This is a genomic window from Mesorhizobium sanjuanii, from assembly GCF_002529485.1.
In the GTDB taxonomy this organism is placed as follows: Bacteria; Pseudomonadota; Alphaproteobacteria; order Rhizobiales; family Rhizobiaceae; genus Mesorhizobium; species Mesorhizobium sanjuanii.
The window spans coordinates 1-23,127 of record NZ_NWQG01000007.1; the positions used below are offsets into that span (position 1 = coordinate 1).

The following is a 23,127-nucleotide window of genomic DNA, read 5'->3' on the forward strand; positions in this document are numbered from 1 at the left end:
ATGACGAAGACAACCGGCTGCATTTTTGGCGGGGTTTCCCCGCATTTGCCGGACGGTGGAAATCAGTCACCGCCGCTTTCGCTGCCTTCGCCTTTCCCTCTTCCGACCGCGTCGACGCGGCCTGGCCGTTCGCGTCCTTGAGTCTCATGTCCCAGAAACTTGCGGAGCTTGTGTCGCGGCTGGAAAGCGACTGGACAGGTCCGCGATCGTCTCGGCCGAAGAGGCCGGACCGCGCTATCGGGAAGACCCAGACGGCAAGGACGGCGCGCGGCCGGAGTTCGTCCTGCGGCCACGCACGACCGGCGAGGTGTCGGATATTCTGCGTCTGTGCAACGAGGCCGGGCAGCGGCTTGTCATCCAGGGCGGCCGGACCGGGCTGGCGGGTGCTGCGCGCATCCAGTCCGGCGAGGCGGTGCTGTCGCTGGAGCGCATGACGGCGGTCGCGATGCCCGACCGTGAGGCGGCAACGATCCTTGCCGAGGCCGGTGCGCCTTTGCAGATGGTGCAGGAGGCGGCAGACGCGGCCGGCTTGCTGTTTGGCGTCGATATCGGCGCGCGCGGCACGTCCACTGTCGGCGGCAATATCGCGACCAACGCCGGCGGCATCCGCGTGCTGCGCTACGGCATGTACCGGGCGCAGGTGCTCGGCCTCGAAGCGGTGCTTGCCGACGGCAGCATTCTGACCTCGCTCAAGGGCCTGCCCAAGGACAATTCCGGCTATGACCTCAACCAGCTCTTCATCGGCAGCGAAGGCACGCTCGGCGTCGTCACGCGCGCCTGCCTGCGGCTGCATCCGAAGCCGGCCACCGAGGTCAATGCCTTCTGCGCGCTTTCATCGCTCGATGCGGCGATCGCGCTGCTTGCGCTGCTCAGGCAGAAGCTCGGGCCGTTGCTGTCGGCCTATGAGGTGAATTTCGCGCCGCTCTACGGCGCCATGGTCGCCGGCATGGACGCGCCGGCGCCGCTGCCGGTCGGCTCACCCGTCTATGTGCTGGCCGAGATACAGGGCAGCGAGCCCGAGCGCGACGGTGACCGCTTTGCCGCGGTGCTGATGCAGGCGGTCGAGGACGGCGTGGTCGACGACGTGGTCGTGTCGCAGTCGCCGCGCGAGTTCCGTGCGCTGTGGGCGGTGCGTGAGGACGCCAACCGCTTCCTGTTTTCGATGAAGGGCCTGATCGGGGTCGACATCAGCATACCGCTGGCCAGGATGGGGGCTTTCCTGCGGGAGGCGGAAGCCGCGATCCGGGCTGTCGACCCCAATGCCGACATCTATGTCTTCGGCCATCTCGGCGACGGCAATCTGCATTATCAGGTCGGTACCGTGGATCCGGCAGCGGCCTATGACATCGTCTATCGTGGCGTCGCCGCCGCCGACGGCGGCGTCTCGGCCGAACACGGCATCGGCCTCGACAAGAAGCAATGGCTGCACCTGGCGCGCAGCGATGCCGAGATCGCCGCCATGCGGCGCTTGAAAGCAGCCTTCGACCCGAACAATATCCTCAATGCCGGTCGCGTCTTCGACCTCTCGGCGGGTGTTACACGCTAAGGAGTGCCCGGATGATGACAGCTGCCGCTCTCCCGAAAGCCGGCCAGGCGAATGCGGTTCCGGCCAGCCTCGACGACCGCTATGTGCTCGAGCGCGGCCGCATCCTGGTCTCGGGCACGCAGGCGCTGGTGCGGCTGCCGCTGGTCCAGCGCCAGCGCGACCTTGCCGCCGGCCTGAATACCGCCGGCTATGTCTCGGGCTATCGCGGCTCACCGCTGGCCGGCTTCGACCGCGAGATGCAGCGCGCCGGCAAATATCTGAGCGCAAACCATGTCGTCTTCCATCCCGGCCTCAACGAGGACATGGCGGCGACCGCGGTGTGGGGCACGCAGCAGACCGGCATGTTCGCCGGCTCGCGCTACGATGGCGTGTTTTCCATGTGGTACGGCAAGGGTCCTGGCGTCGACCGCACCATGGACGTCATCCGCCACGCCAATGCCGTCGGCACCGATCGCCATGGCGGCGTGCTGCTCCTGGTCGGCGACGACCACGGCGCCGTCTCCTCGACGCTGCCGCACCAGAGCGAGCACAATCTGATCTCGGCCATGGTGCCGCTGCTGTCGCCGGGCGGCGTCGGCGAATATATCGACTATGGCCTGCTCGGCTGGGCGATGAGCCGCTATTCCGGCGCCTGGATCGGCTTCAAATGCCAGACCGAGATCGTCGAATGCACGGCGACCGTCGATGTCGACCCGGCGCGGCTTAGCATCGTCATGCCGGAGCTGGCGCTGCCCGCCGACGGCCTGTCGCTGCGCTGGCCGGACGGCCCGCATGCGATGGAGCGCCGCATCGAACACAAGATGGCGGCGGTGCATGCCTTTGCCCACGCCAACGGCATCGACCGCGTCGTGCATGGCGCCGCCAAGGCGCGGCTCGGCATCGTCTCGACCGGCAAGTCGTGGCTCGACCTGCTCGGCGCGCTGGCGGCGCTCGGCATCGATGAGCGGCGCGCGGCCAAGCTTGGCATCCGGCTGTACAAGGTCGGCATGGTCTGGCCGCTCGAGCCGCAAGGCCTCAGGGCTTTCACTGAGGGGCTGGAGGAAATCCTCGTCGTCGAGGAGAAGCGGCCGGTGATCGAGGACCAGATCAAGGCGCTGCTGTTCAACGCGCCCAATCGCCCACAAGTCTTCGGCAAGACGGACGAGCGCGGCGCACCGCTCTTACCTTCCATCGGCGAGATCAGCGCCGTTTCGGTCGCCCGTGCCATCGTCTCGCGGCTCGGCGCGCCGGACGCCGAGCTTGGCCTGCACCTGAAGACAATCGAGGCCGTCGCGGCTTCAGCGCCCGGCGAGGTGATCGCGCTGAAGCGCGACCCCTATTTCTGCTCCGGCTGCCCGCACTCGATCTCCACCGTGGTGCCCGATGGCAGCCGTGCCTCGACCGGCATCGGCTGCCACATGATGGTCATCGGCATGGAGCGCGAGACCTCCACCTTCACCCAGATGGGCGGCGAAGGCGGCTCGTGGATCGGCCTGTCGCCCTTCACCGACGAGAAGCACATTTTCGTCAACATGGGCGACGGCACCTATTTCCATTCCGGACTCCTGGCCATTCGCGCGGCCATCGCCGCCAAGGTCAGCGCCACCTACAAGATCCTCTACAACGATGCCGTCGCCATGACCGGCGGACAGCGCCATGACGGCGAGGTCTCCGTGCCGTCCATCGTCGAGCAGACGCTGGCGGAAGGCGCGAAACGCGTCGTCGTGGTGTCCGAAAAGCCCGAGGCCTGGGTGGGCGTCCTGCCGCGCTCGGTGACCATCCACCATCGCGACGAGCTCGACGCCGTGCAACGCGAGCTCAGGGAGATCGAGGGGGTGACGGTGCTGGTCTTCGACCAGGTCTGCGCCGCCGAAAAGCGCCGCCGACGCAAGCGCGGCGCCTATCCGGTCTCGCCAAGACGCGCCTTCATCAACGAATTGGTCTGCGAAGGCTGCGGCGATTGCTCCGCCGTCTCCAATTGCATTTCGATCGAGCCCGAGGAAACCGAGTTTGGCCGCAAGCGCAGGATCAACCAGTCGAGCTGCAACACCGACCTGTCCTGCATCAAGGGCTTTTGCCCGAGCTTCGTGACCGTGGAAGGCGGCACGATCCGCAAGCCGAAGGCGCGGGCCGTGGAGGCTGGTTCCGCCGAATTGCCGATGCCGGCGCTGGCGGCACTCCAGCGCCCCTATAACATGCTCTTGGCCGGCATTGGCGGCACCGGCGTCATCACGGTCAGCGCCATCCTGTCCCAGGCGGCGCATCTCGACGGGCTCGGCCTGCTGACGCTCGACCAGACCGGGCTGGCGCAGAAGAATGGCGCGGTGGTCTCGCATATCAGACTGGCACGCGACCCTGATATGCTCAACACGGTCAGGATCGGCCCCGGCGAGGCCGATCTTGTGCTTGGCTTCGATATCGTCGTGTCGGCGGCGCCGGCTTCACTTGCGACCTTCGCGCATGGCCGCACAAGCGCCGTGCTCGACGATCATTTCGCGCCGACGGCGTCCTTCGTGCAGAACACCGCGATCGACTTCCGCCAGGAGGCGACGCTGAAGCAATTGCGGCGGGCGGCCGGTGAAGAGGCGATCACGCTGATCCCGGCGACCAGGCTCGGCCTCGCGTTGATGGGCGACGCCATTGCCGCCAACATGTTCCTGCTCGGCAATGCCTGGCAGCGCGGACTGGTGCCGATCAGCCTGGAATCCATCGACAAGGCGATCGAGATGAACGGCGCCGGCGTCGCCATGAACCGCGCAGCTTTCAACTGGGGCCGCCGCGCGGCGATCGACCTTGCGGCAGTGCTGGATGCTGCACAGACAGGCAGTACCGAGGTGCCAAAACCGGAAACGCTCGACGCCATGGTTGCGCGCCGGATGGCATTCCTGACCGGCTACCAGAACGCCGCCTATGCGAACCGCTACCGCAAGCTGGTGGATATCGCGCGCGCCGCCGAAGCCAAGGTCTCGGCCGACGCCGAGGACTTCACGAAAGCCGTGGCGATCGGGGCCTTCAAGCTGATGGCCTACAAGGACGAATATGAAGTGGCGCGGCTGCATCGCGACCAATCATTTGGGAAAAAGCTGGCCGAACAGTTCGAGGGCGATTTCAAGATCAAGCATCATCTGGCGCCGCCGATGATTTCGCGCATCGACCCGCGCACCGGCCATCCCGGCAAAATCGCTTTCGGCGCCTGGATCAATCCCGTCTTCGCGATGCTGGCGCGATTGAAGGGCCTGCGCGGAACGCGCTTCGATCCGTTCGGGCGCACCGAAGAGCGGCGGATGGAACGACGGATGATCGCCGACTATGAAAGGCTGGTCTCGGATCTTTCGGCGCGGCTGACGCAAGGCAACCATGCCGTGGCGACGGAGCTTGCCCGGCTGCCGGAAGAGATGCGCGGCTTCGGCCACGTCAAGATGGCGGCGGCCGAACGCTTCGAGAAGAAGAAGGCAGCGCTGCTGGAAAAGCTGGGCAAGGAAAGCCGCCTGGAAACAGCGGCTTAGCGGTTGCACCTCAGAAGCAGATTCAAGGCGCTGCGGTGCCCTTTGGGTGCCCAGCGGCGTTGTCGGCTGCAATCACCAGCGCATCCAGAACACAGGCGCCTTTCTCGAACACGACGACCGGATTGAGGTCGACGGCCTCGATCAAATGGCCATAGCGGCCGGCGAAATTTGACAGCGCCATTATCGTCTCGACCAGCGCTTCCCGGTCGGCTGGCGGCGCGCCGCGATAACCCTTGAGCAGAGCGCCCAATCGCGTCCGGTCGATCAGCGCCTCGGCTGCGTCGCGATCCACCGGCAGCAGATCGAAAGCGGCGTCCTTGACCAGTTCGACGAGAACGCCGCCGACGCCGACGACCATCCCCAGGCCGAACGGTTCGTGCCGGACGAGGCCGACCAGCGCCTCGACGCCGCGCCCGGCCATCTCCTGCACGACGACGCCGCGCAGTTCCGCATCCGGCGCATGAGCGCGGGCGCTTCGCATGATCGCCGTGAAGGCTTCGGACGCTCCGGCGGCATTGGCTATACCGAGCCGCACGCCGCCGGCTTCGGTCTTGTGGGGAATATCGGGCGATTCGATCTTCAGCACGACCGGAAAGCCGATCGCCTCGGCCGCCTCGACTGCCTCTTGCGCGGTGACGGCCAGCCGCTCGCGGGTGACCCGCAGCCCGTTTTCGGCTAGCAATTGCTTGGCCTCCCGTTCGGTCAATTTCCCACCGGTGGCGAGGCGCTTTGGCCATGGATCGTTTTCGCCGACTGGTTCGACTGCCGGGGCGTTCGGTATCGTGGCGCCAGTCGCGTCGAGTACCCGCCGCACGGCATTGAGCGAAGCACGTGTGCCGTTGAGCACCGGGACGCCGGCAAGCCGCTCCCTGACGGCTGGATGGTGTCCGGAGGACAGGTTGCTGATGAAGGCGACCGGAACGGCCGCGTCCTTCGCGTAGGCGGCAACGGCGTCGGCAATGCCGGCATATTCGGCAGCGCCTGTGGCATCGAGGCCGATGGGCGCGTCCTGCGCGGCGACGATCAGGCCGACAGCGGGATCCTGCGCCAGGGTGTCGAGCACGCTGCGATAGATCCCCCCATCGGCGAAGACCACGCCTGTCGTGTCGACCGGATTCTGCGGCGTCGCGAAAGGCGGCAGCAAGGCCTTCAACCGCGAGATGGTGTTTTGGGAAAATTCCGGCAGGTCGATGCCGACCTGGTCGGCTATGTCGGAGACATGGGCGACACCGCCGCCGCTGACGCCGACAACCGCGACGCCCTTGCGCGCCGGCCTGGCTTTCAGCGACAGGCAAAGCGTGACTGTCTCGACGAACTCGTCCATGTCGGCGACCTCGATCACGCCGGTGCGCCGGAAGAAGGCTTCGTAGGCTTCGTTGGCGGCAGCGAGCGAACCGGTATGCGCGGCGGCGGCCTCGGCCCCCTTGCTTGACTTGCCGGCGCGCAGCGCAACCACCTTCTTGCCCGCGGCATGCACCGCCTGCATCGCGGAGGTGAAGGCGGCGGGATCGCGGATGGCTTCCACGACAAGTCCGATGACGTGCGTCGCCTCGTCATCGGCGAGATAGGCGAGATAATCGGGAAGATCGGTCGCAGCACTATTGCCGCAGGAGACGATGTGGCTCAGGCCGAAGCGCCCGGAATTGGCGAGCGCGATGGCGCTGGCGCCGGAATGCGAGAGGATCGCGAGCGCGCCCTTCTTCAGGTTGGGCGACAGCGTCGAGGAATAAAGGGCCGCACCACTTTGCAAATTGAAGAGGCCGAGGCAGTTCGGTCCGCAGATCGCCATGCCGTATCTTCGCGCGATCCCGACCAGCGCCTGCTGGCGCGCCTTGCCCTCCCCGTCGGTCTCGGCAAAGCCGCTGGCCAGCACGACGGCCGCCTTGACGCCGGCCCTCCCTGCGTCTTCGAGCGCGCCCAGCACGTGAGCCGCTCCGATGCCGATCACCGCCACGTCGGCCGGCGCATCGAGCCGGTCGAGCGACGGGATGGCCGCGATGCCGAACACCGTTTCGGCCTTGGGATGCACGGGGATGATGGCGCCGGAAAATCCGAACGCCATCAAATTGCGCATGACGTAGCTCGACGACGCATCGGCGCGCTCGGTGGCGCCGATGACGGCGACCGAATGCGGCGCCATCAGCGCCCGCATCGCCTCATGCGAAGCGGCAAGACCGGTCACGGTTCAGTCGAGGTCCTTGAACGGGCCGTCGCGGAAAGCGAGGTACTCCTTGAGGCTCATCTTGGCGAGATTGGCCATCCATTCGCGGCCCTGCCTGGTAACGTGAAGTGCGGCGATCGCTTCGATGTTGTACTGGAAGGACGGCAGCAGCCCGGCCACCATCTGCTGGTTGTTGATCGACGCCTTGGTGAATTTCAGCGCCGGAACCGGCATGCGGGCCAGCTTGCGGGCGAGGTTCTCGGTCTTTTCCTTCAACTGATCGGCCGGCACGATCCTGTTGATCAGATGCATGCGCAGCGCCTCCTCGGCATCGACCAGATCGCCCGTATACATCAGCCAGCGAACGTCGCGCGTGGCGAGCAGCCAGGGCATCATCAGTGCCGGCGGGCCGGAATTGTGGCGCACCTCGGGCTCGCCGAACTTCGCGTTGTCGGCGGCGATCGCCAGGTCGCAGCACATCATCAGCTCCAGCGCACCGGCCAGCGCATAGCCGTTGACGGAGGCAATGACCGGGATCGGCGCGCGCCAGATGTTGAGCAGTGCTTCGGCGTTCTCGCCCATGTCGGCGCGCCAGAAATCGATGTCGACGTCGAAATCGCCGCCCTGCAGATCGTAGCCGGAGGAGAAGGCGCGGCCGGCGCCGGTGATCACCAGCGCGTTGACGTCCGGATCGGCGACGGCGGCGGCAAGGGCCTTGTCGATCTCGCGGATCACCGTCTTGTTCATCGCATTGAGCTTGTCGGGACGATTGATGGTGATCGTGGCGAACTTGTCGGTCGCATCCTTCTCGTAAAGGATCGTCTCGTAGGTGGCCTGCGCGCTCATGCGGTTCTCCTGGGTGCTTTCGAAATCAGAGGAACGTGCCGGCTAGCAAAGTGCCGACTGGTCTTTCACCTCTACGCAGCCTCGCGCTTCGATCCCGCATGCGCCACGGCGATGCGGGCGGCAAGTGCTGCGTTGTTGCGGACCAGCGCGATGTTGGCCTTCAGGCTGCGGCCTTGCGAAAGCTCGTTGATGCGGGCAAGCAGGAACGGCGTCAGCTCCTTGCGGCCGATGCCCCGCTTGTCGGCTTCCGCCACCGCGGCCGCGATGGTCCCGTCGATGAAGGCCGGATCGAGCGCATCGGCCTCCGGAATTGGATTGGCGATTAGGATGCCGGTGCCCGAGCCCATCTGCTCGTGCAGCAGCATGGCCTGCGCAATCTCGTCCGGCGTGTCGAGGCGATGATCGGCCTTGAGCCCGCTGGAGCGGGTATAGAAGGCCGGGAAATCGTCGCTCTGGTAGGCGATCACCGGCACGCGCTGGGTCTCCAGATATTCCAGCGTCTTGGCGATATCGAGGATCGATTTCACGCCGGCGCAGATGACGGTCGTGCCGGTCTGGCCGAGCTCGGTCAGGTCGGCCGAGATATCGAAAGTGGCTTCGGCGCCGCGATGCACGCCGCCGACGCCGCCGGTTGCAAAAATGCCGATGCCGGCAAGCGCCGCGATCCGCATCGTCGCCGACACCGTGGTTCCGGCCGAGCCGCCGCGCACCATGACAGCGGCGAGGTCACGCCCGGACGCCTTGACCACGTCCTTTGCCGCTGCGAGCCGTTCCAGCTCTGTATCGTCGAGCCCGACCTTGATCTTGCCCGCGACCACGGCGATCGTCGCCGGCACGGCGCCGTTCTCGCGCACCACGGCCTCGACGCCACGAGCGGTCTCCAGATTTGCCGGATAAGGCATGCCGTGGGTGATGATGGTCGATTCCAGCGCCACCACGGCGCGGCCTTCGCGAAGAGCGGCCGCAACCTCGTCGTTCAGGTGAAGAAGGGAAGGTTTCATGAGCGTCTCGCTTTCAGGCGGGAATGCGGTACATGCCGGCGGTGAGGAAGCGCGGCGACAGATCGGGGTGGACGCTGGATTCGCTCTCGGTGGTCAGCGTGGCGAGCAGCGCGCCGGTGCGCGCGGCGTGCGGCACGGGATCTCCCGAAAGCACCTTGTACATGGTGCCGGCGATCATCGCGTCGCCGGCGCCGGTGATGTCGACGGCGCGGGCCGGGACGGAACGCATCGTCGCCACGCCGCTTTCGGTCGCCACCGCAAATCCATGCGCGCCCATTGTCACGATCACTTCGCTGGCGCCGGCCGCGCGCAAGGCTGCCGCAGCCTCCTTCGGCTTCAGCCGCTTGTCGGCATCGGTGATGCCAAGCATCGTATTGGCCTCGTCATGATTGGTGAACAGAAGGTCGATGCCGGTCAGGTCCTTCGGCAGGCGCGCCGATTTCGGCGACGACACGGTGTCGACGGCGAGCTTGAAGCGCGCACCCTGCTTGCGCGACATCAGCGCTGCGATCGTCGCGGCCGGCAAATTGCAGTCGATGAACACCCAGGTCGCCGAAGCCAGGTGCGGCCAGAAGCGGTCGAGATAGGACGGCGAGAACAGATCGAAGATCTCCATGTCGGCAATGCCGAGCACGAGATCGTTGTTGAGATCGAGGATGGCCGCGTATTCGGCCGTCGGCCGCTCGGTGGTGGTGATGACCTGGCTGACATCGGCGCCGAGGTCGCGCAGATGCCGCACCAGCGAGCGGCCGGTTTCGTCATCGCCGACAATCGAGACGAAGCTGACGTCGACGCCGAGGCGGACAAGGTTCTCGGCGACGTTGCGGGCGACGCCGCCGAAGCTGCGATAGCCGTCGACCGGGTTCGAGGTCTCGAAGATCAGGTCCTTCTTGGCGTGATATTTGCGGTCCAACACCGCGCCGCCGATGCAGATCATGCGCTTGGAGGCCGGCAGCACGTAGCCGCGGCCGAGAATGTAGCCCTTGTTGACCAGTTGCATGATGTGGGCCGCGACGGTCGAACGGGCGATGCCGAGCGCGGTGGCTATGTCCTGCTGGCCGGCGAACGGATTCGCCGCGATGAGATCCAGAACCGCCTGTTCCTGTGCTCCAAGGTCGTCCATCGTCCCACCCGGCCCGTGCAAATTCGTGGCTGAATATTTTCGATATGGACAACAACAGATGACCTTGTCAACATTCGTTTGTAACGATAACGTTTCCTTCAACCGGCGTTTCCACCGTCTGTCCCTAAGGCGGAACAAGGCAACAGAAAGGTGATCGCGATCATGCAGACCGCACCTCAGGCCGAAGCAACGGACCAGGGAATTCCCGTCATCGATGTCGGGCCTTTCATCCGCGGCGAGGCCGGCGCCAGCGCTGTCGTCAAAGCCATCGAGACCGCCTGCCGGGATACCGGTTTCTTCCTCGTCACCGGCCACGGCGTATCGCCGGAAAGGACGATGCGGCTCTACAATCTGGCGCGCGCCTTCTTCGATCTGCCCGAGGACTACAAGCGCGGCCATGGGCGCGGAACCGGTTTGACCGGCGGGATGGCCTTCTCGCCGATCGCCGACGAGGCGCTGGCCGCCACCAAGGGCATCAAGACGCCCGGCGACTACAAGGAAAGCCTGAATTTCGGCCTGCGTCTCAAGGGCGATGCATGGCCCGACCAGCCCGAAGGCATCGAGAGCGCCTTTCACGACTATTTCTTAGAGATGGAGACGCTTGCCGGGCATTTGCGCCGCATCTTCTGCCAGGCGATCGGCCTCGAGCCCGACTATTTCGAGCCGGCCTTCGAGAACCATCTGTCGGCGCTGCGTGTCATCAACTACCCCGAGCAGGACGTGGATCCCCTGCCCGGCCAGCTTCGCGCCGGCGTTCACAGCGACTATGGCTTCATGACCATCCTGCGTTCCGAGGCTTCGTCCGGCGGCTTGCAGGTGCAGACCCGCGACGGCCGCTGGCTCGATGCGCCGTCGATCGACGGCGCCTATGTCGTCAACATCGCCGACGCCTTCATGCGCTGGAGCAATGATGAATGGGTCTCGACGCCGCATCGCGTCGCCAATCCGCCGCGTAACAGGAAAGGCAGTTCGCGCCGCCAGTCGATCCCGTTCTTCGTCAACCCTGCCAAGGAGACGCTGATCTCCTGCCTGGAGCCATTCTGCGCCAACGGCAAGCAGGCCAAATACGAGCCGATCACCTATGGAGACTATATCGAGCTGAAGACCAGACAGGCTTTCGGCCGCTGAACGATGGAAGGCTTCGGCCGTCCCAAGGAACGAATTGATTAAAAGAAATCAACAAGGGGAATTGTGATGACGACACTGACCAGACGACAGACGCTTGCCGGAATGGGCGCGCTCGGTGCGGCCGGGCTGATCGGAATGCCCGCCATCGCGCAGGAAAAGACGCTGATCGTGCCGACGCTCGGCGGGGTCTGGGAGCAGTTCTGGCGCTCGACCATCGCACCGGCCTTCGAGAAGGCCTCCGGCGCCAAGGTGACGCTCGACGTCGGCAATGGCCGCGTCTTCGGCGCCAATCTGCGCGCCGCCGGCGTCGACAAGCCGCCCTATTCGATCATCATGACCAATGAGGTCTTCGCCTCCGGCCTGCGCAAGGAAGGCTTCTTCGAAAAGCTCGATCTGGCCAAGTTGCCGAACTACAACGACCTCTATCCGCTGGCCAAGATCGCCGACGGCTTCGGCGCCACCGGCGCCATCTCGCCGATCGGCATCGGCTACCGCACCGATCTGGTGAAGACACCGCCCAAGGCCTGGAAGGATCTGTGGAACAACGAGGAATTCAAGGGCAGGATCGGCCTCTACAATTTCGCCAACAGCGCCGGCAAGATGGAGTTGCTGCTGGCCTCGAAGATCTTCGGCAAGGACCAGTACGATGTCGATGCCGGCTTTGCCGCTCTCGCCAAGCTCGGCCAGGTGATCCAGGTCGACTTCAACCTGTCCACGGCCCTGTCCTCGGGCGAAATCGTCGTCGCGCCGTTCGATTTCGGCGAGATATCGCGGCTGCGCAAGCAGGGCCTGCCGGTCGATTGCGTCATTCCCGAAGAAGGCATGTTCATGTTCGACCAGACGGTCTCGATCCTGGCCAACGGGCCGGAAAAGGAGCTTGCCTATCAATATGCTGATTTCCTGCTGTCGCCGGAAACCCAGATGCTGATGGCGAGGGAATTCTTCGTCTCGCCGACGAACTCGAAGGTGATCATTCCCGACGACCTCAAGGCCGACGTGCCGGTGTCGGGCGAGGCGATGACCAAGATCCTCACCTGGGACTGGGATTTCGTCAACGAGAAGCAGGGTGAGTTGGCCGAGCGGTGGGCCAAGACGATCCTCTAGACGTCGATTGGGCGCGTCTCGCCTTCGACTCGCGCCTCCCGCTAGCCGCACCGTGCCTCCGGTGCGGTCGATCGCCTGTGAAGTGGAGCATTCATGACCGAGGTTAGCATCGAGCGGCTGACCAAGACCTTCGGCAGCGCACGCGCGGTCGACGGCATCTCGATCCGCATCGCCGATGGCGAGTTCATTTCGCTGCTCGGTCCGTCGGGCTGCGGCAAGACGACGACGCTGAAGATGATCGCCGGTTTCGAGGAGGCGAACGAAGGCGCGATCCGTTTCGACGGCAAGGACGTCATCAACGTGCCGGCCGAAAAGCGCGACATCGGCATGGTGTTCCAGAACTACGCGCTGTTTCCGCATATGACGGTGGACCAGAATCTCGCCTTCGGGCTGGAGATGCGCAAGATCGCCAAGCCGGAAATGCGCGACCGCATCGCTGAGGTGCTCGACATGGTGCAGCTCGGCGGCTATTCCGACCGCTACCCGAACCAGCTTTCGGGCGGCCAGCAGCAGCGCGTGGCGCTTGCCCGCGCGCTGGTCATCGAGCCGAAGATCCTGCTGCTCGACGAGCCGCTCGCCAATCTCGACGCCAAGCTGCGCGAGGAAATGCGCGTCTTCATCCGCGACCTGCAGCGGCGCGTCGGCATCACCACGGTCTATGTCACGCACGACCAGGCCGAGGCGATGACCATGTCCGACCGGGTGGTGGTGATGTTCGGCGGCCGCATCGCCCAGATCGGCGCGCCGACCGACATCTATGAGCGTCCCGAAAACCTCGAAGTGGCGCAATTCGTCGGCCAGGTGAACCTGGTCAAGGGCACGATCCTAGGCGGCACGATCACCGGTGCTGCCGGACCCGGCAAGAACCGCGTCGCGTCCGTCTTTGGTGACGTCGTCGTCGACAGCCGCACTGGCCACGCGTCGGGCACCGCGGTCACGCTGTCGCTTCGACCGGAGGCGATCGAACTCAAACCTGCCGGTCAGGGCGGAGCGCAGGGCAAGGTCATGGCGCGCTACTATTCCGGCAGCATCATCGACTACCGCATCGCCCTTGATTCGGGCGAGACGCTGCACGTCCAGACTTTCCCGAACATCAGGATTGCCGAAGGCGACCGCGTCAGCGTGCATGCGCCGGCGGATGGGTTCTGGCTGCTCGGGGCGGCTCAATGATGCCGGCACGCCGCAAGGGCCTTGGACCGCTGGTCCTGATCGCGCCGGCGGCGGTGCTGCTCGGCATGTTCCTGGTCCTGCCCTATCTCAACATCGTGGTGATGAGCTTTCGCGTGCCGGGGCAAGGCACGCCTTACGGTGCGGGCTTCACCATCGGCAACTACACGAAATTCTTCGCCGACAGTTTCTACCTGCTTCAGGTCGCCAACACGCTGTGGATCGGCCTCATCACCACCGCCATCTGCCTCGTCGTCGGCTTCCCCGTCGCCTGGCAACTGGCGCGCGGCGCCATGCGCTTTCGCGCCCTGGCCTATGGGCTGGTGCTGTCGCCGCTGCTCGTCGGCATCGTCATCCGCTCCTATGGCTGGACGATCCTGCTGGGCAATGCCGGCCTCATCAACCGCACGCTGACCGGCATGGGCCTGATCGATCGCCCGTTGCCGCTGATGTACAACGCGCTCGGCATCGTCATCGCGCTGGTGCATGTCTTCCTGCCCTTCATGATCCTGCCGATCATGGCGGCGATCCAGGGCGTCGACCCGTCGCTGGAATCGGCGGCGCGTTCGCTCGGCGCGTCGCGCTTCACCGCCTTCCGCCGCATCGTCCTGCCGCTGTGCCTGCCCGGCATCCAGGCCGGCTGTATCCTCGTCTTCGTGTTGTCGCTCAGCGCCTATGTGACGCCGTCGCTGATCGGTGGGCTGCGGGTCAAGACCATGGCCGTCACCGTCGTCGACGCGCTGATCGATACGTTCCAATGGCCGTGGGGCTCGGCGCTGGCGCTGATGCTGTCGGTCACCGGGGCGCTCTGCGTCGTCATCTTCGCGCGGCTGACGCGCATGAAATGGAAGGCGGCGCGGACATGAAGCGGCCGGTGCTCACGCTCTACTGCCTGCTGGTCTACGCCTTCCTGCTGGCGCCCATCCTGGTGGTCGTCGGCGCCTCCTTCAACGCCGGCAATTTCCTGACGTTCCCGCCGCAGGGCCTGTCGCTGCGCTGGTATGTGACCTTCTTCCACAACGACGTGTTCATGCGCGCGATCCGCACCTCGCTCTGGGTGGCGGCGGTGGCGACCGTCATTTCCGGGACCATCGGCACCATGGCCGCGCTCTATTACGTCCAGCACGCCGGCCGCTGGAAGGAAGCGGTGCGCATCGCCATGCTGGCGCCGCTGCTGCTGCCGGAAGTGCTGACGGCGATCGCGCTGCTGTTCTTCGTTTACGCGATCGGCATCGGCACCACGACCATGATCGGCATGGTGGCCGGCCATGTGCTGATCACGCTGCCCTTCGTCTTCATCAACGTCTCGGCCTCGCTGGAAAGCTTCGACCCGTCCTGGGACATGGCGGCGCGCTCGCTGGGCGCCGGCCGCCTGACGAGGTTCCGGCGCATCATGCTGCCGCTGATCAAGCCCGGCGTCATCGGCGGCGCACTGTTTGCCTTCATCATATCCTTCGACACCTTCACCATCTCGTTCATGCTGAAGGGCATCGGAACGTCGACGCTGCCGATCCAGCTCTTCGACTATCTGCGCACCAATTTCACGCCGGAAGCGGCTGCCGTCTCGACCGTGTCGATCGTGCTGACGCTGTTGGTGGTGATCGTCTCGGAGAAGGTGCTGGGGCTGCGCATCCACCGTTTTTGACGGACCCCGCATCAGCCTGAGCAGCGCTTAGCAGGGCAAATCTCACAGGCGGCACTTGCAGGCGCGTTCGCGCTCTGATTCCTTGATGGTGGGGAGCATGGCCTGATTCGCGAGCTTGCCGCATCGGAGCCCATACGGTTTCGGAACAGCATTCGGTTGCTTGCAGCGCCCAGAATTTTCAACGGAGGGACGGGCAGTGGACGCCAAGAAGAGGCCGGAAATCTCCGAGATGAGACCGAAGATAACGGTTGTCGGGGTCGGCGGCGGCGGTGGCAACGCCGTCAACAACATGATCGCCGAAGGCCTGCAGGGCGCGGAGTTCATCGTCGCCAACACCGATGCCCAGGCGCTTACCATGTCGAAGGCATCCCGGCTGATCCAGCTCGGAGCCCATGTGACGGAAGGCCTGGGCGCCGGGTCGCTGCCCGAGGTCGGCCGTGCGGCGGCCGAAGAAACGATCGACGAGATCATGGACCATCTTGCCGGGACGCATATGTGTTTCGTGACCGCGGGCATGGGCGGCGGAACCGGTACCGGAGCCGCGCCTATTATCGCGCATGCTGCGCGGGCAGCGGGAATTCTGACGGTGGCGGTCGTCACCAAGCCCTTCACCTTCGAGGGAAAACGCCGGATGCAATCGGCCGACGAAGGCATCGAACGGCTGCGCGAGAGCGCCGATACGGTGATCGTCATCCCGAACCAGAATCTCTTCAGGGTCGCCGATGCCAAGACGACGTTCGCGGACGCATTCATCATGGCGGACCGCGTTCTCTATGCCGGAGTCGGCTGCATCACCGACCTGATCGTCAAGGAAGGCCTGATCAATCTCGATTTCGCCGACGTGAAATCCGTGATGCGCGACATGGGCCGGGCAATGATGGGCACGGGCGAAGCCTCGGGCGAGGACCGCGCCAGGAAAGCGGCCGAAGCGGCAATCGCCAACCCGCTCCTCGACGAGGCCTCCATGGCCGGGGCCAAGGGTGTCCTTGTCTCGATATCGGGTGGCGTCGACATGACGCTGTTCGAGGTCGATGAAGCGGCTACCCGTATACGAGAAGAGGTCGACACCGATGCCGATATCATCGTCGGCGCCATTTTCGACAAGGCGCTGGAGGGAAAATTCAGGGTGTCGGTCGTCGCGACGGGGTTGCGGCAAGGAGTGGAAGTGTTTCAGCCGGGGCGGATGACCGCCTGAGGTTTTTGCCGACAGCGTTTAACAGCGGCTGCTCAGCTGTCGATGGGTGGGTCGAACGCCGACACTCGTGGGACCGCTCCCTCGAACCTTGCCACCTCGACCAGGGTGTTCTGCGCCGACGGGCCTTGAGCGAGCTTCGATGTGCCTCTGTCGGGCGTCAGCACGTTGGGATTGCCATGCTTGTCGAGGCTGCCGATCTCGCCCGGCGTCTCGGGGTCGTACCAGGCGCCGGTGGCGATCTGAATCACGCCCGGCCGGATCGAATCGGTAAGAACCGCGCCGGCCAGAATAGCGCCGCGATCGTTGAAGACACGCACGATATCACCATCCCCAACGCCGCGAGCGGCGGCGTCCGCCGGATTGATCCGCATCGGCTCGCGACCGGCGACCTTGCTGGCCTGGCTGACGGTGCCCATATCCATCTGTCCATGCAGGCGAGTGGCCGGCTGTGTCGTCAGCAGATGCAGCGGAAACCGCGCGGCGAGCGGGCTCCCCAGCCATTCGCGCGGCGCCATCCATGTAGGATGGCCAAGGCAGTCTTCGTAGGCAAATCCGGCGATCGCCTCGGAAACGATCTCGATGTGACCAGACGGCGTGCCGAGCCGGTGTAGGGCTGGATCCTTTCGGAACGCCTCGAAAAGCACATAGGGTTTTTCAGCCGCGGGGATTTCTACAAAGCCCTGGTCCCAAAAGGCATCGAAATCCGGCCATTGCATATCGGCTTGTGCTGCGCGCTCACGGGCGCCTTGATACATCAGCCGAAGCCACTCCCCTTCGCCGCGACCTTCGTGAAAGGCCGCGCCAAGGCCGAGGCGCTCGGCAAGGCCGCCGAAGATGGCGAAATCGCTACGCGCTTCGCCCAGCGGCTCGATGGCCTTGCGCATCGCGACCATGAAACGGTCGAGCGAGCTCGCGCCAATGTCGTCGCGCTCGAGCGGCGAGCTTGCCGGCAGCACCACGTCGGCATGGCGCGCCGTCGCCGTCCACCAGGTCTCATGAACGATGACGGCCTCGGGACGCCGCCAGGCAGCAATGAGCCGGTTGAGATCCTGGTGGTGATGGAACGGATTGCCGCCGCACCAATAGACGAGCCGGATGTCGGGATAGGCCAGGTCACGGCCGTCATACTGGAACGGTGCGCCGGGTGACAGCAGCATGTCGGCGATCCGCGCAACCGGAATGAAGGCCTCGACCGGATTGCGCAAGGTCGGGAATGTCGGGCGCGGGGCCGCGCGGCGCTGCCCGCCGAGACCCTCCAGGCTGCCATAGCCGAAGCCCAGGCCGCCGCCGGGCAGACCGAGCTGGCCAAGGGCGGCGGCAAGCGCGATCGCCGCCCAGAACGGCTGCTCGCCATGCTCGCTGCGCTGCAGCGACCAGTTGACGACAAGAAACGTGCGGGTGGCGGCCATGCGCCGCGCCAGCGCGCAGATCGCCTCGGCCGGCAGTTCACTGAGACCGCTTGCCCATTGCGCGGTCTTCGGCACACCATCCGTCACGCCCATCACATAATCGGCGAAACGTTCGAAGCCGGTGGCGTGGCTGGCGAGGAATTCCCGGTCGTGCAGGCCTTCGCTGATCAGCGTGTGGATCAGGCCGAGCATGATGGCCGTGTCAGAGCCGGGGCGCGGCGCCAGCCATTCGGCATCGAGGAAAGCGGCTGCATCGTCGCGGATCGGACAGACGTTGACGAAGGCGACGCCGGCCGCCTTTGCCTTTTCGAGACCGTCGCGGCTGGTGTGCTCGCCGAGCCCGCCCACGGTGATCTGGGTGTTGCGTAGCGGCATGCCGCCGAACATGACGACCAGCCCGGCGTTCGCGGCGATGCTCGACCAGCTCGTCCCCGGTCCGTCGATGGCCTGGATGGTGCCGAGGATGCGCCTAGCGATCACCGTGCCGGCCGCGTTGCTGTAGGTATCGACGGAATCGGTGAAGCCGCCCAGCACATTGAGGAAACGCCGGACCTGCGACTTGGCGTGATGGAAGCGGCCGGCGCTCGCCCAGCCATAAGATCCGCCATAGATCGCCTGGTTGCCGAAACCGGTGACGACACGCTTCAGTTCGCCTGCAACCAGGTCCAGTGCCTGGTCCCAATCGACTTCGACATAGCGGTCGCTGCCACGCCGTTCGGGATGCGCGCCAGGCCCGCTTTCAAGCCAGCTCTTTCGCACCGCCGGGCGCAGCACGCGGCTCTTGTGATGGATGGCCGAAGGTATCGACTGCAACAGTTGTGACGGGTCGGGATCGGCGGCGAATGGTTCAGCCGCAACGAGCCGTCCGTCCCGGACAATTGGTCGGAAAATGCCCCAATGGGAACTGCTCAGCATTGTTTAACCGGCTTGGAATTTCGTCTGGACGACCGCAGTGCAGCATGATAGCGTTTTCGAAACTTAGCACAAGTTTCGAAAGTTTTGCCAATGCCTTTCGGAATGCCCGCGATCACCGATTTCTGCTTTCTCGTCGAAGACGTCGAGCGCTCCGTCGCCTTCTACCGCGACAAGCTCGGCTTCAAATTGCGAACGCGGGCCGAGGGTTTCGCCGATTTCACCACCGAGCATGTCGCCCTGGCGCTCTGGGAGATCGACCACATCGCCGCCACCACCGGCATCAGCAACAAGCGCTCGGGACCGGGTGTCCACAAGGCTGTCGCTGCCATCGAGGTGGTGAGGCCCGAACAGATCGACGAGTTCTACGAGCAACTGCTCGCGCAAGGGGTGAGCTTCGTCTCGCCGCCCAGGGATTATCCCTGGCGGGCGCGCTGCGTCTATTTCACGGATCCTGATGAGAATCTCTGGGAGATCTACTCATGGCTGGATGGCAAGCGGTTTGGAGAGGTGTCTGAATGAGCACGATCGAAAAGGGCTGGGCGAAAAATCTCAGCCGCCGCGATTTCCTGAAGACCGGCGCCGCCATGGGCATAATCGCCGCCGGTCCCGGCATCGGCCTTGTGGTGCCGTCGCGCGCCCGCGCCGACACCGCCAAGGTGGTCATCCAGTATGACTGGCTGATGAGCAACGGCCAGATCGGCGATGTCGTGGCCGTCCACAACGGCTACTTTAGGGATGCCGGCATCGAGGTCGAGATGATCCCCGGCGGGCCAAATTCGGCGACGCTGGCGCCGGTGATTTCAGGCCAGGCGCAGCTCGGCCAGTTCTCGGGCTCGTCGCAGCTTCTGCTGGCGCGTTCCGCCGGGGCGCCGATCAGGATGTTCGCCACCGGATACCAGCAGGGACCGTTCGCCTATTTCTCCTTGCCCAAGGCGCCGGTGCACAAGCCGGAAGATTTGATCGGCAAGCGCATCGGCATCCAGCCGACGGCGCGCTCGTCACTCGACGCGCTGCTGGCCAAGACCAAGATCGATGCCTCGAAGCTCGATATATCGACCATGGGCTTCGACATGACGCCACTGGTCGCCGGCGAGGTCGACGTCGTCACCGGCTGGGTGACCAACACGGCCGCCCTTGCGGTGATCGGCCCCGACCGCATCACCATGATGCAATCGGCAGCTGGCGTCATCGACCCGGGCGATGTCTATTTTGCCACCGAGACGGCGCTTGCCGACAATAAGGATGTTCTCGCCCGCTTCCTCGGCGCCGTCGCCAAGGGCTGGGGCTACACGCACGAGCATCCGCAGGAGTCGGTCGAGATCACGGTCAAGGCCTACCCCAACCTCGATCTCGAAGTCGAAAAAAAGACCATCGACATGGTGCTCGGGCTTTCCTTCGATGCCAATACGGCCAAGGGCGGCTGGGGGTCGTTCAAGCCGTCCGACATTGGCGACCAGATCAACCTGATGGACGAGATCGGCATGTTCAAGGGCGCCACCAAGCCGGTCCTTGAAGAGTCGGCGACGACGGAGATTCTCGACATGACCGCCGCGGACCGCCCGAAATACGGATGACGACTGGCCTGCCGCCGAGCCCTGAAGTCGTTTCCACGACGGATCTAAAACCGCTCGCGATCCGCGCGCGCGGCCTCGATGTCGGCTATCCCGCCAAGGGCGGCGTGAACGTGGTGCTGACCGGCCTCGATCTCGAGGTGCGCGAAGGCGAGTTCCTGACGATCATCGGCCCTTCGGGATGCGGCAAGTCGACATTGCTGCGCGTCGTCGCCGATCTGCTCAGCCCGGCAGCCGGCTCGCTGGAGGTCTTCGGCGACACGCCCGCCGCGGCGCGCCGGCGCCGCGACATCGGCTTCGTCTTCCAGGATTCGACGCTGCTGCCCTGGCGCACGGTGATGGAGAATTTGCGGCTGCCCGACGAGGTCGGCAGGAAGGCGCGCGCCGGACGGCCGGCCGCCGAGGGGCCGGATGCGGCCGAACTGCTGCGGATGATCGGCCTGGCAGGCCGGGAAAACGCCTATCCGCACCAGCTCTCGGGCGGCCAGCGCCAGCGCGTGGCGATCGCGCGCGCGCTGCTGTCGCGGCCGCGCATCCTGTTGATGGACGAGCCCTTCGGCGCGCTCGACGAGATCACGCGCGACCGCCTCAACGACGAATTGCTCGGTCTGTGGCAATCGATGAGGATGACTATCCTGTTCGTCACCCACAGCGTCATGGAGGCGGCCTATCTCGGCGACCGCGTCGCGATTCTGGCCTCCAACCCGGGACGCCTTCGCGAACTGGAAGACATCCGCGCGGCCAAGGCAGCGGCGGCGGGACCGATCCGGGAAGATCCCGGTTTCGTCCGCAGCATGGCGCATTTGCGGGCGGTGTTGCGGACGTGCTGAATTCAAGTTCCCCAGACGCGGAAGGCTCCGCCCTTGCCCGCATCGTGTTGCCGGCCTTCGGCGCGCTGTCGCTGCTGGCCGTCTGGCAGTTCCTGCTGCCCTGGCTCGGCGTGCCGAAATTCATCGTGCCGACGCCCGCGCAGGTCGTGCTGCGCATCGCGGCCGATCCCTATCTGCTTTGGCAGAACCTGCTGCCGACGCTCATCGAAAGCGTCTGCGGCCTCTTCATCGGCAACATAGCGGCGATTCTGCTGGCCATCGCCTTCGTCTACAGCAAAACCGTGGAGCGGGCCTATTTCCCCGTCGTGCTTTTCCTCAACACCATTCCTGTGCTGGCGATCGCACCGATCATCATCCTGATCTTCGGCATCGGCATCTTCCCGAAGATCATCATCGCCTCGATCATCTGCTTCTTCCCGACGCTGGTGAACATGACGCGGGGCCTCGACGCTGTCAGCGCCAATGAACGCGAGCTGATGCATGTGCTGTCGGCAAGCCCGCTGGAAATCTTCTGGAAGCTGAGGGCGCCGCGCTCACTGCCATTTCTGTTCGCGTCGCTGCGCATCTCGTCCACGGCCTGCGTCGTCGGCGCGATCGTCGGCGAATGGATAGGCGCCAACAAGGGTCTCGGCGCGCTGATCATCCAGTCCACCTTCAACTATCGCTCGGATCTGCTCTACGCCGCCATCATCCTGTCGTCGTCGCTCGCCGTCGTGATCTTCATCATCGTCACGACGATCGAGCGGCGGGTCATACGCTACCAATAAGAAGAACGGCTCCGCCGATCGGACGGACCGCATTTCGCGAGGAAAGACGCTTCATGCTCAGGCATTCCGCGGTCCAGAGAAATCCCGAGGACAATCGGCAGACGCTGGCCGAAATCGTCTCCGACAAGATCCGGAACGACATCATCACCGGCATCTTCAAGCCGGGCGAGCGCCTCGCCATGGGAGCGCTGCGCCAACGCTACGGCATCAGCATGAGCCCGCTCAGGGAGGCCTTGGCGGGACTGGCGGCCGAGCAATTCATCGATTTCGAGGGCCATCGCGGTTATCAGGTCGGGGCGATGTCGAAGGCCGACCTCGACGACCTCACCGAGACGCGCAAGCTGCTGGAGGCCGACATAGCGCGGCTTTCGCTGCGGCACGGCGACGAGGTGTGGGAAAGCAACATCATCGCCGCTTTCCACCAGCTTGCCCACACCGAGCGGCAGATGATCGAAAAGGGGCTGCGCGGCGACAAGGAATGGGAGGAGCGCAATGCCGCCTTCCATGGCGCGATCAGCGAGGCCTGTCCGCTTCACTGGCTCAAATTCCTGCGCGCGCAGATCTTCATGAAGGCGCAGCGCTACCGTTTCCTGGCCTGGTCCGCACTCCCCGGCCCCGAAACCGTCGCCGCCGAGCACCGCGAGATCTTCGAGGCCACGATGGCGCGCGACGAGGCGCGGCTGATCGAGGCCATAAACGTCCATATCGACAACGTCGCGGTCTACGCCCGTGCGCTGATACCGAACTGAATGTCCAAACCGATTTCTGGAGAACGACAATGGCGCTTGGCCTCGATCATCCGATAACCGACGTCTGCCTTCTGGTTGGCGATCTCGATCGCTCGATCGAATTCTACGAAAAGATCGGCTTTCGCCTGCGGCGCCGCAACGAAGGTTTTGCTGACTTCGACGCCGCGGGAACCACGCTCGCTTTGTGGGAGAGCAAACACCTGGCCGAGCATGTCGGCTTTCCCGCTGCCGGCGCCGAGCGACCGGTTCACAAGGTGATGACGGCCTTTCGGGTGGACAGCCCCGACATCGTCGACACGATCCATGCCGAACTGGTCGAGAAGGGCGTCACGGTGCTCGCGCCGCCGAAGGTCTATGAGTGGAACGCCTACTGCCTCTATTTCTCCGACCCCGACGGCAACACCTGGGAAGTCTACGCCTGGCAGGAGCAAGGACCGTATGGCGCGGGAATCCCGCCCAAGAACAAGGATCTTTGAAGCTGTCGA

At 64.9% G+C, this 23,127-nt stretch carries 18 protein-coding genes and 1 pseudogene; 14 read left to right on the plus strand and 5 right to left on the minus strand.

The genetic code is table 11. From position 1 onward, the window contains the following. Window positions 1-146: 146 nt before the first annotated feature. A pseudogene (locus CN311_RS01510) lies at window positions 147-1,546 on the plus strand (FAD-binding oxidoreductase). 11 nt (window positions 1,547-1,557) lie between these two features. After that, complete coding sequence (locus tag CN311_RS01515; protein ID WP_097571677.1) at window positions 1,558-5,031, plus strand: indolepyruvate ferredoxin oxidoreductase family protein; 3,474 nt, start codon at window positions 1,558-1,560, stop codon at window positions 5,029-5,031. Window positions 5,032-5,053: 22 nt separating this feature from the next. Here the strand turns inward: CN311_RS01515 and CN311_RS01520 are convergent, their stop codons facing one another. From CN311_RS01520 to CN311_RS01535, 4 genes are all read right to left on the minus strand, one after another. Next, window positions 5,054-7,213 carry an acetate--CoA ligase family protein gene (locus CN311_RS01520; protein ID WP_097571678.1) on the minus strand — a complete coding sequence of 720 codons (2,160 nt, stop codon included), beginning with the start codon at window positions 7,211-7,213 and terminating at the stop codon, window positions 5,054-5,056. A 3-nt stretch (window positions 7,214-7,216) separates the two neighbouring features. Beyond that, window positions 7,217-8,038 carry an enoyl-CoA hydratase/isomerase family protein gene (locus CN311_RS01525; RefSeq protein ID WP_097571679.1) on the minus strand — a complete coding sequence of 274 codons (822 nt, stop codon included), beginning with the start codon at window positions 8,036-8,038 and terminating at the stop codon, window positions 7,217-7,219. 71 nt (window positions 8,039-8,109) lie between these two features. Next, window positions 8,110-9,039: a pseudouridine-5'-phosphate glycosidase gene (locus tag CN311_RS01530; RefSeq protein ID WP_097571680.1), complete on the minus strand. Its 930-nt coding sequence runs from the start codon at window positions 9,037-9,039 to the stop codon at window positions 8,110-8,112. A 13-nt stretch (window positions 9,040-9,052) separates the two neighbouring features. Further along, window positions 9,053-10,162, minus strand: a complete 1,110-nt coding sequence (locus tag CN311_RS01535) for a carbohydrate kinase (RefSeq protein ID WP_097571681.1) — start codon at window positions 10,160-10,162, stop codon at window positions 9,053-9,055. Between the two features lie 150 nt (window positions 10,163-10,312). On the opposite strand from CN311_RS01535, the gene CN311_RS01540 reads away from it, so the two are divergent. The 6 genes from CN311_RS01540 to ftsZ all read left to right on the plus strand — a co-directional run bounded on the left by CN311_RS01540 (window position 10,313) and on the right by ftsZ (window position 16,401). Continuing rightward, a complete protein-coding gene (locus CN311_RS01540) occupies window positions 10,313-11,290 on the plus strand; it encodes an isopenicillin N synthase family dioxygenase (protein ID WP_245440681.1) in 978 nt (325 codons plus the stop codon). A 66-nt stretch (window positions 11,291-11,356) separates the two neighbouring features. Beyond that, window positions 11,357-12,394, plus strand: coding sequence for an ABC transporter substrate-binding protein (locus CN311_RS01545; protein ID WP_097571683.1), 1,038 nt, complete (start codon window positions 11,357-11,359; stop codon window positions 12,392-12,394). A 93-nt stretch (window positions 12,395-12,487) separates the two neighbouring features. Next, window positions 12,488-13,564 (plus strand): ABC transporter ATP-binding protein, encoded by a 1,077-nt coding sequence (locus CN311_RS01550; RefSeq protein ID WP_097571684.1) that lies wholly within the window; start codon window positions 12,488-12,490, stop codon window positions 13,562-13,564. Then, window positions 13,561-14,427: an ABC transporter permease gene (locus tag CN311_RS01555; protein WP_097571685.1), complete on the plus strand. Its 867-nt coding sequence runs from the start codon at window positions 13,561-13,563 to the stop codon at window positions 14,425-14,427. Before CN311_RS01550 ends, CN311_RS01555 begins: the two co-directional genes overlap by 4 nt. After that, window positions 14,406-15,206 carry an ABC transporter permease gene (locus tag CN311_RS01560; protein WP_245440682.1) on the plus strand — a complete coding sequence of 267 codons (801 nt, stop codon included), beginning with the start codon at window positions 14,406-14,408 and terminating at the stop codon, window positions 15,204-15,206. Before CN311_RS01555 ends, CN311_RS01560 begins: the two co-directional genes overlap by 22 nt. A 229-nt stretch (window positions 15,207-15,435) precedes the next feature. Further along, the gene (gene ftsZ / locus CN311_RS01565; RefSeq protein ID WP_425351043.1) at window positions 15,436-16,401 is read left to right on the plus strand and encodes a cell division protein FtsZ; all 966 of its coding nucleotides are present in this window, start codon (window positions 15,436-15,438) and stop codon (window positions 16,399-16,401) included. A gap of 32 nt (window positions 16,402-16,433) precedes the next feature. Here ftsZ and CN311_RS01570 read toward each other — a convergent pair whose 3' ends face one another. Then, window positions 16,434-18,725 carry a molybdopterin-dependent oxidoreductase gene (locus CN311_RS01570; protein WP_097571687.1) on the minus strand — a complete coding sequence of 764 codons (2,292 nt, stop codon included), beginning with the start codon at window positions 18,723-18,725 and terminating at the stop codon, window positions 16,434-16,436. Between the two features lie 102 nt (window positions 18,726-18,827). On the opposite strand from CN311_RS01570, the gene CN311_RS01575 reads away from it, so the two are divergent. Genes CN311_RS01575 through CN311_RS01600 form a run of 6 tightly spaced genes read left to right on the plus strand, consistent with a single transcriptional unit; the run spans window position 18,828 to window position 23,118 of the window. Further along, a complete protein-coding gene (locus tag CN311_RS01575; RefSeq protein ID WP_097571705.1) occupies window positions 18,828-19,244 on the plus strand; it encodes a VOC family protein in 417 nt (138 codons plus the stop codon). Further along, window positions 19,241-20,299 (plus strand): ABC transporter substrate-binding protein, encoded by a 1,059-nt coding sequence (locus CN311_RS01580; RefSeq protein ID WP_097571688.1) that lies wholly within the window; start codon window positions 19,241-19,243, stop codon window positions 20,297-20,299. Before CN311_RS01575 ends, CN311_RS01580 begins: the two co-directional genes overlap by 4 nt. Further along, entirely contained in the window at window positions 20,296-21,126 is an 831-nt protein-coding gene (locus CN311_RS01585) for an ABC transporter ATP-binding protein (protein ID WP_097571689.1), read from the plus strand. The genes CN311_RS01580 and CN311_RS01585 overlap by 4 nt, the downstream gene beginning before the upstream one ends. After that, window positions 21,120-21,893, plus strand: a complete 774-nt coding sequence (locus CN311_RS01590; protein WP_097571690.1) for an ABC transporter permease — start codon at window positions 21,120-21,122, stop codon at window positions 21,891-21,893. Before CN311_RS01585 ends, CN311_RS01590 begins: the two co-directional genes overlap by 7 nt. 53 nt (window positions 21,894-21,946) lie before the next feature. Further along, window positions 21,947-22,642, plus strand: a complete 696-nt coding sequence (locus CN311_RS01595) for a GntR family transcriptional regulator (RefSeq protein WP_097571691.1) — start codon at window positions 21,947-21,949, stop codon at window positions 22,640-22,642. Window positions 22,643-22,671: 29 nt separating this feature from the next. Further along, complete coding sequence (locus CN311_RS01600) at window positions 22,672-23,118, plus strand: VOC family protein (protein WP_097571692.1); 447 nt, start codon at window positions 22,672-22,674, stop codon at window positions 23,116-23,118. Window positions 23,119-23,127 lie beyond the last annotated feature (9 nt).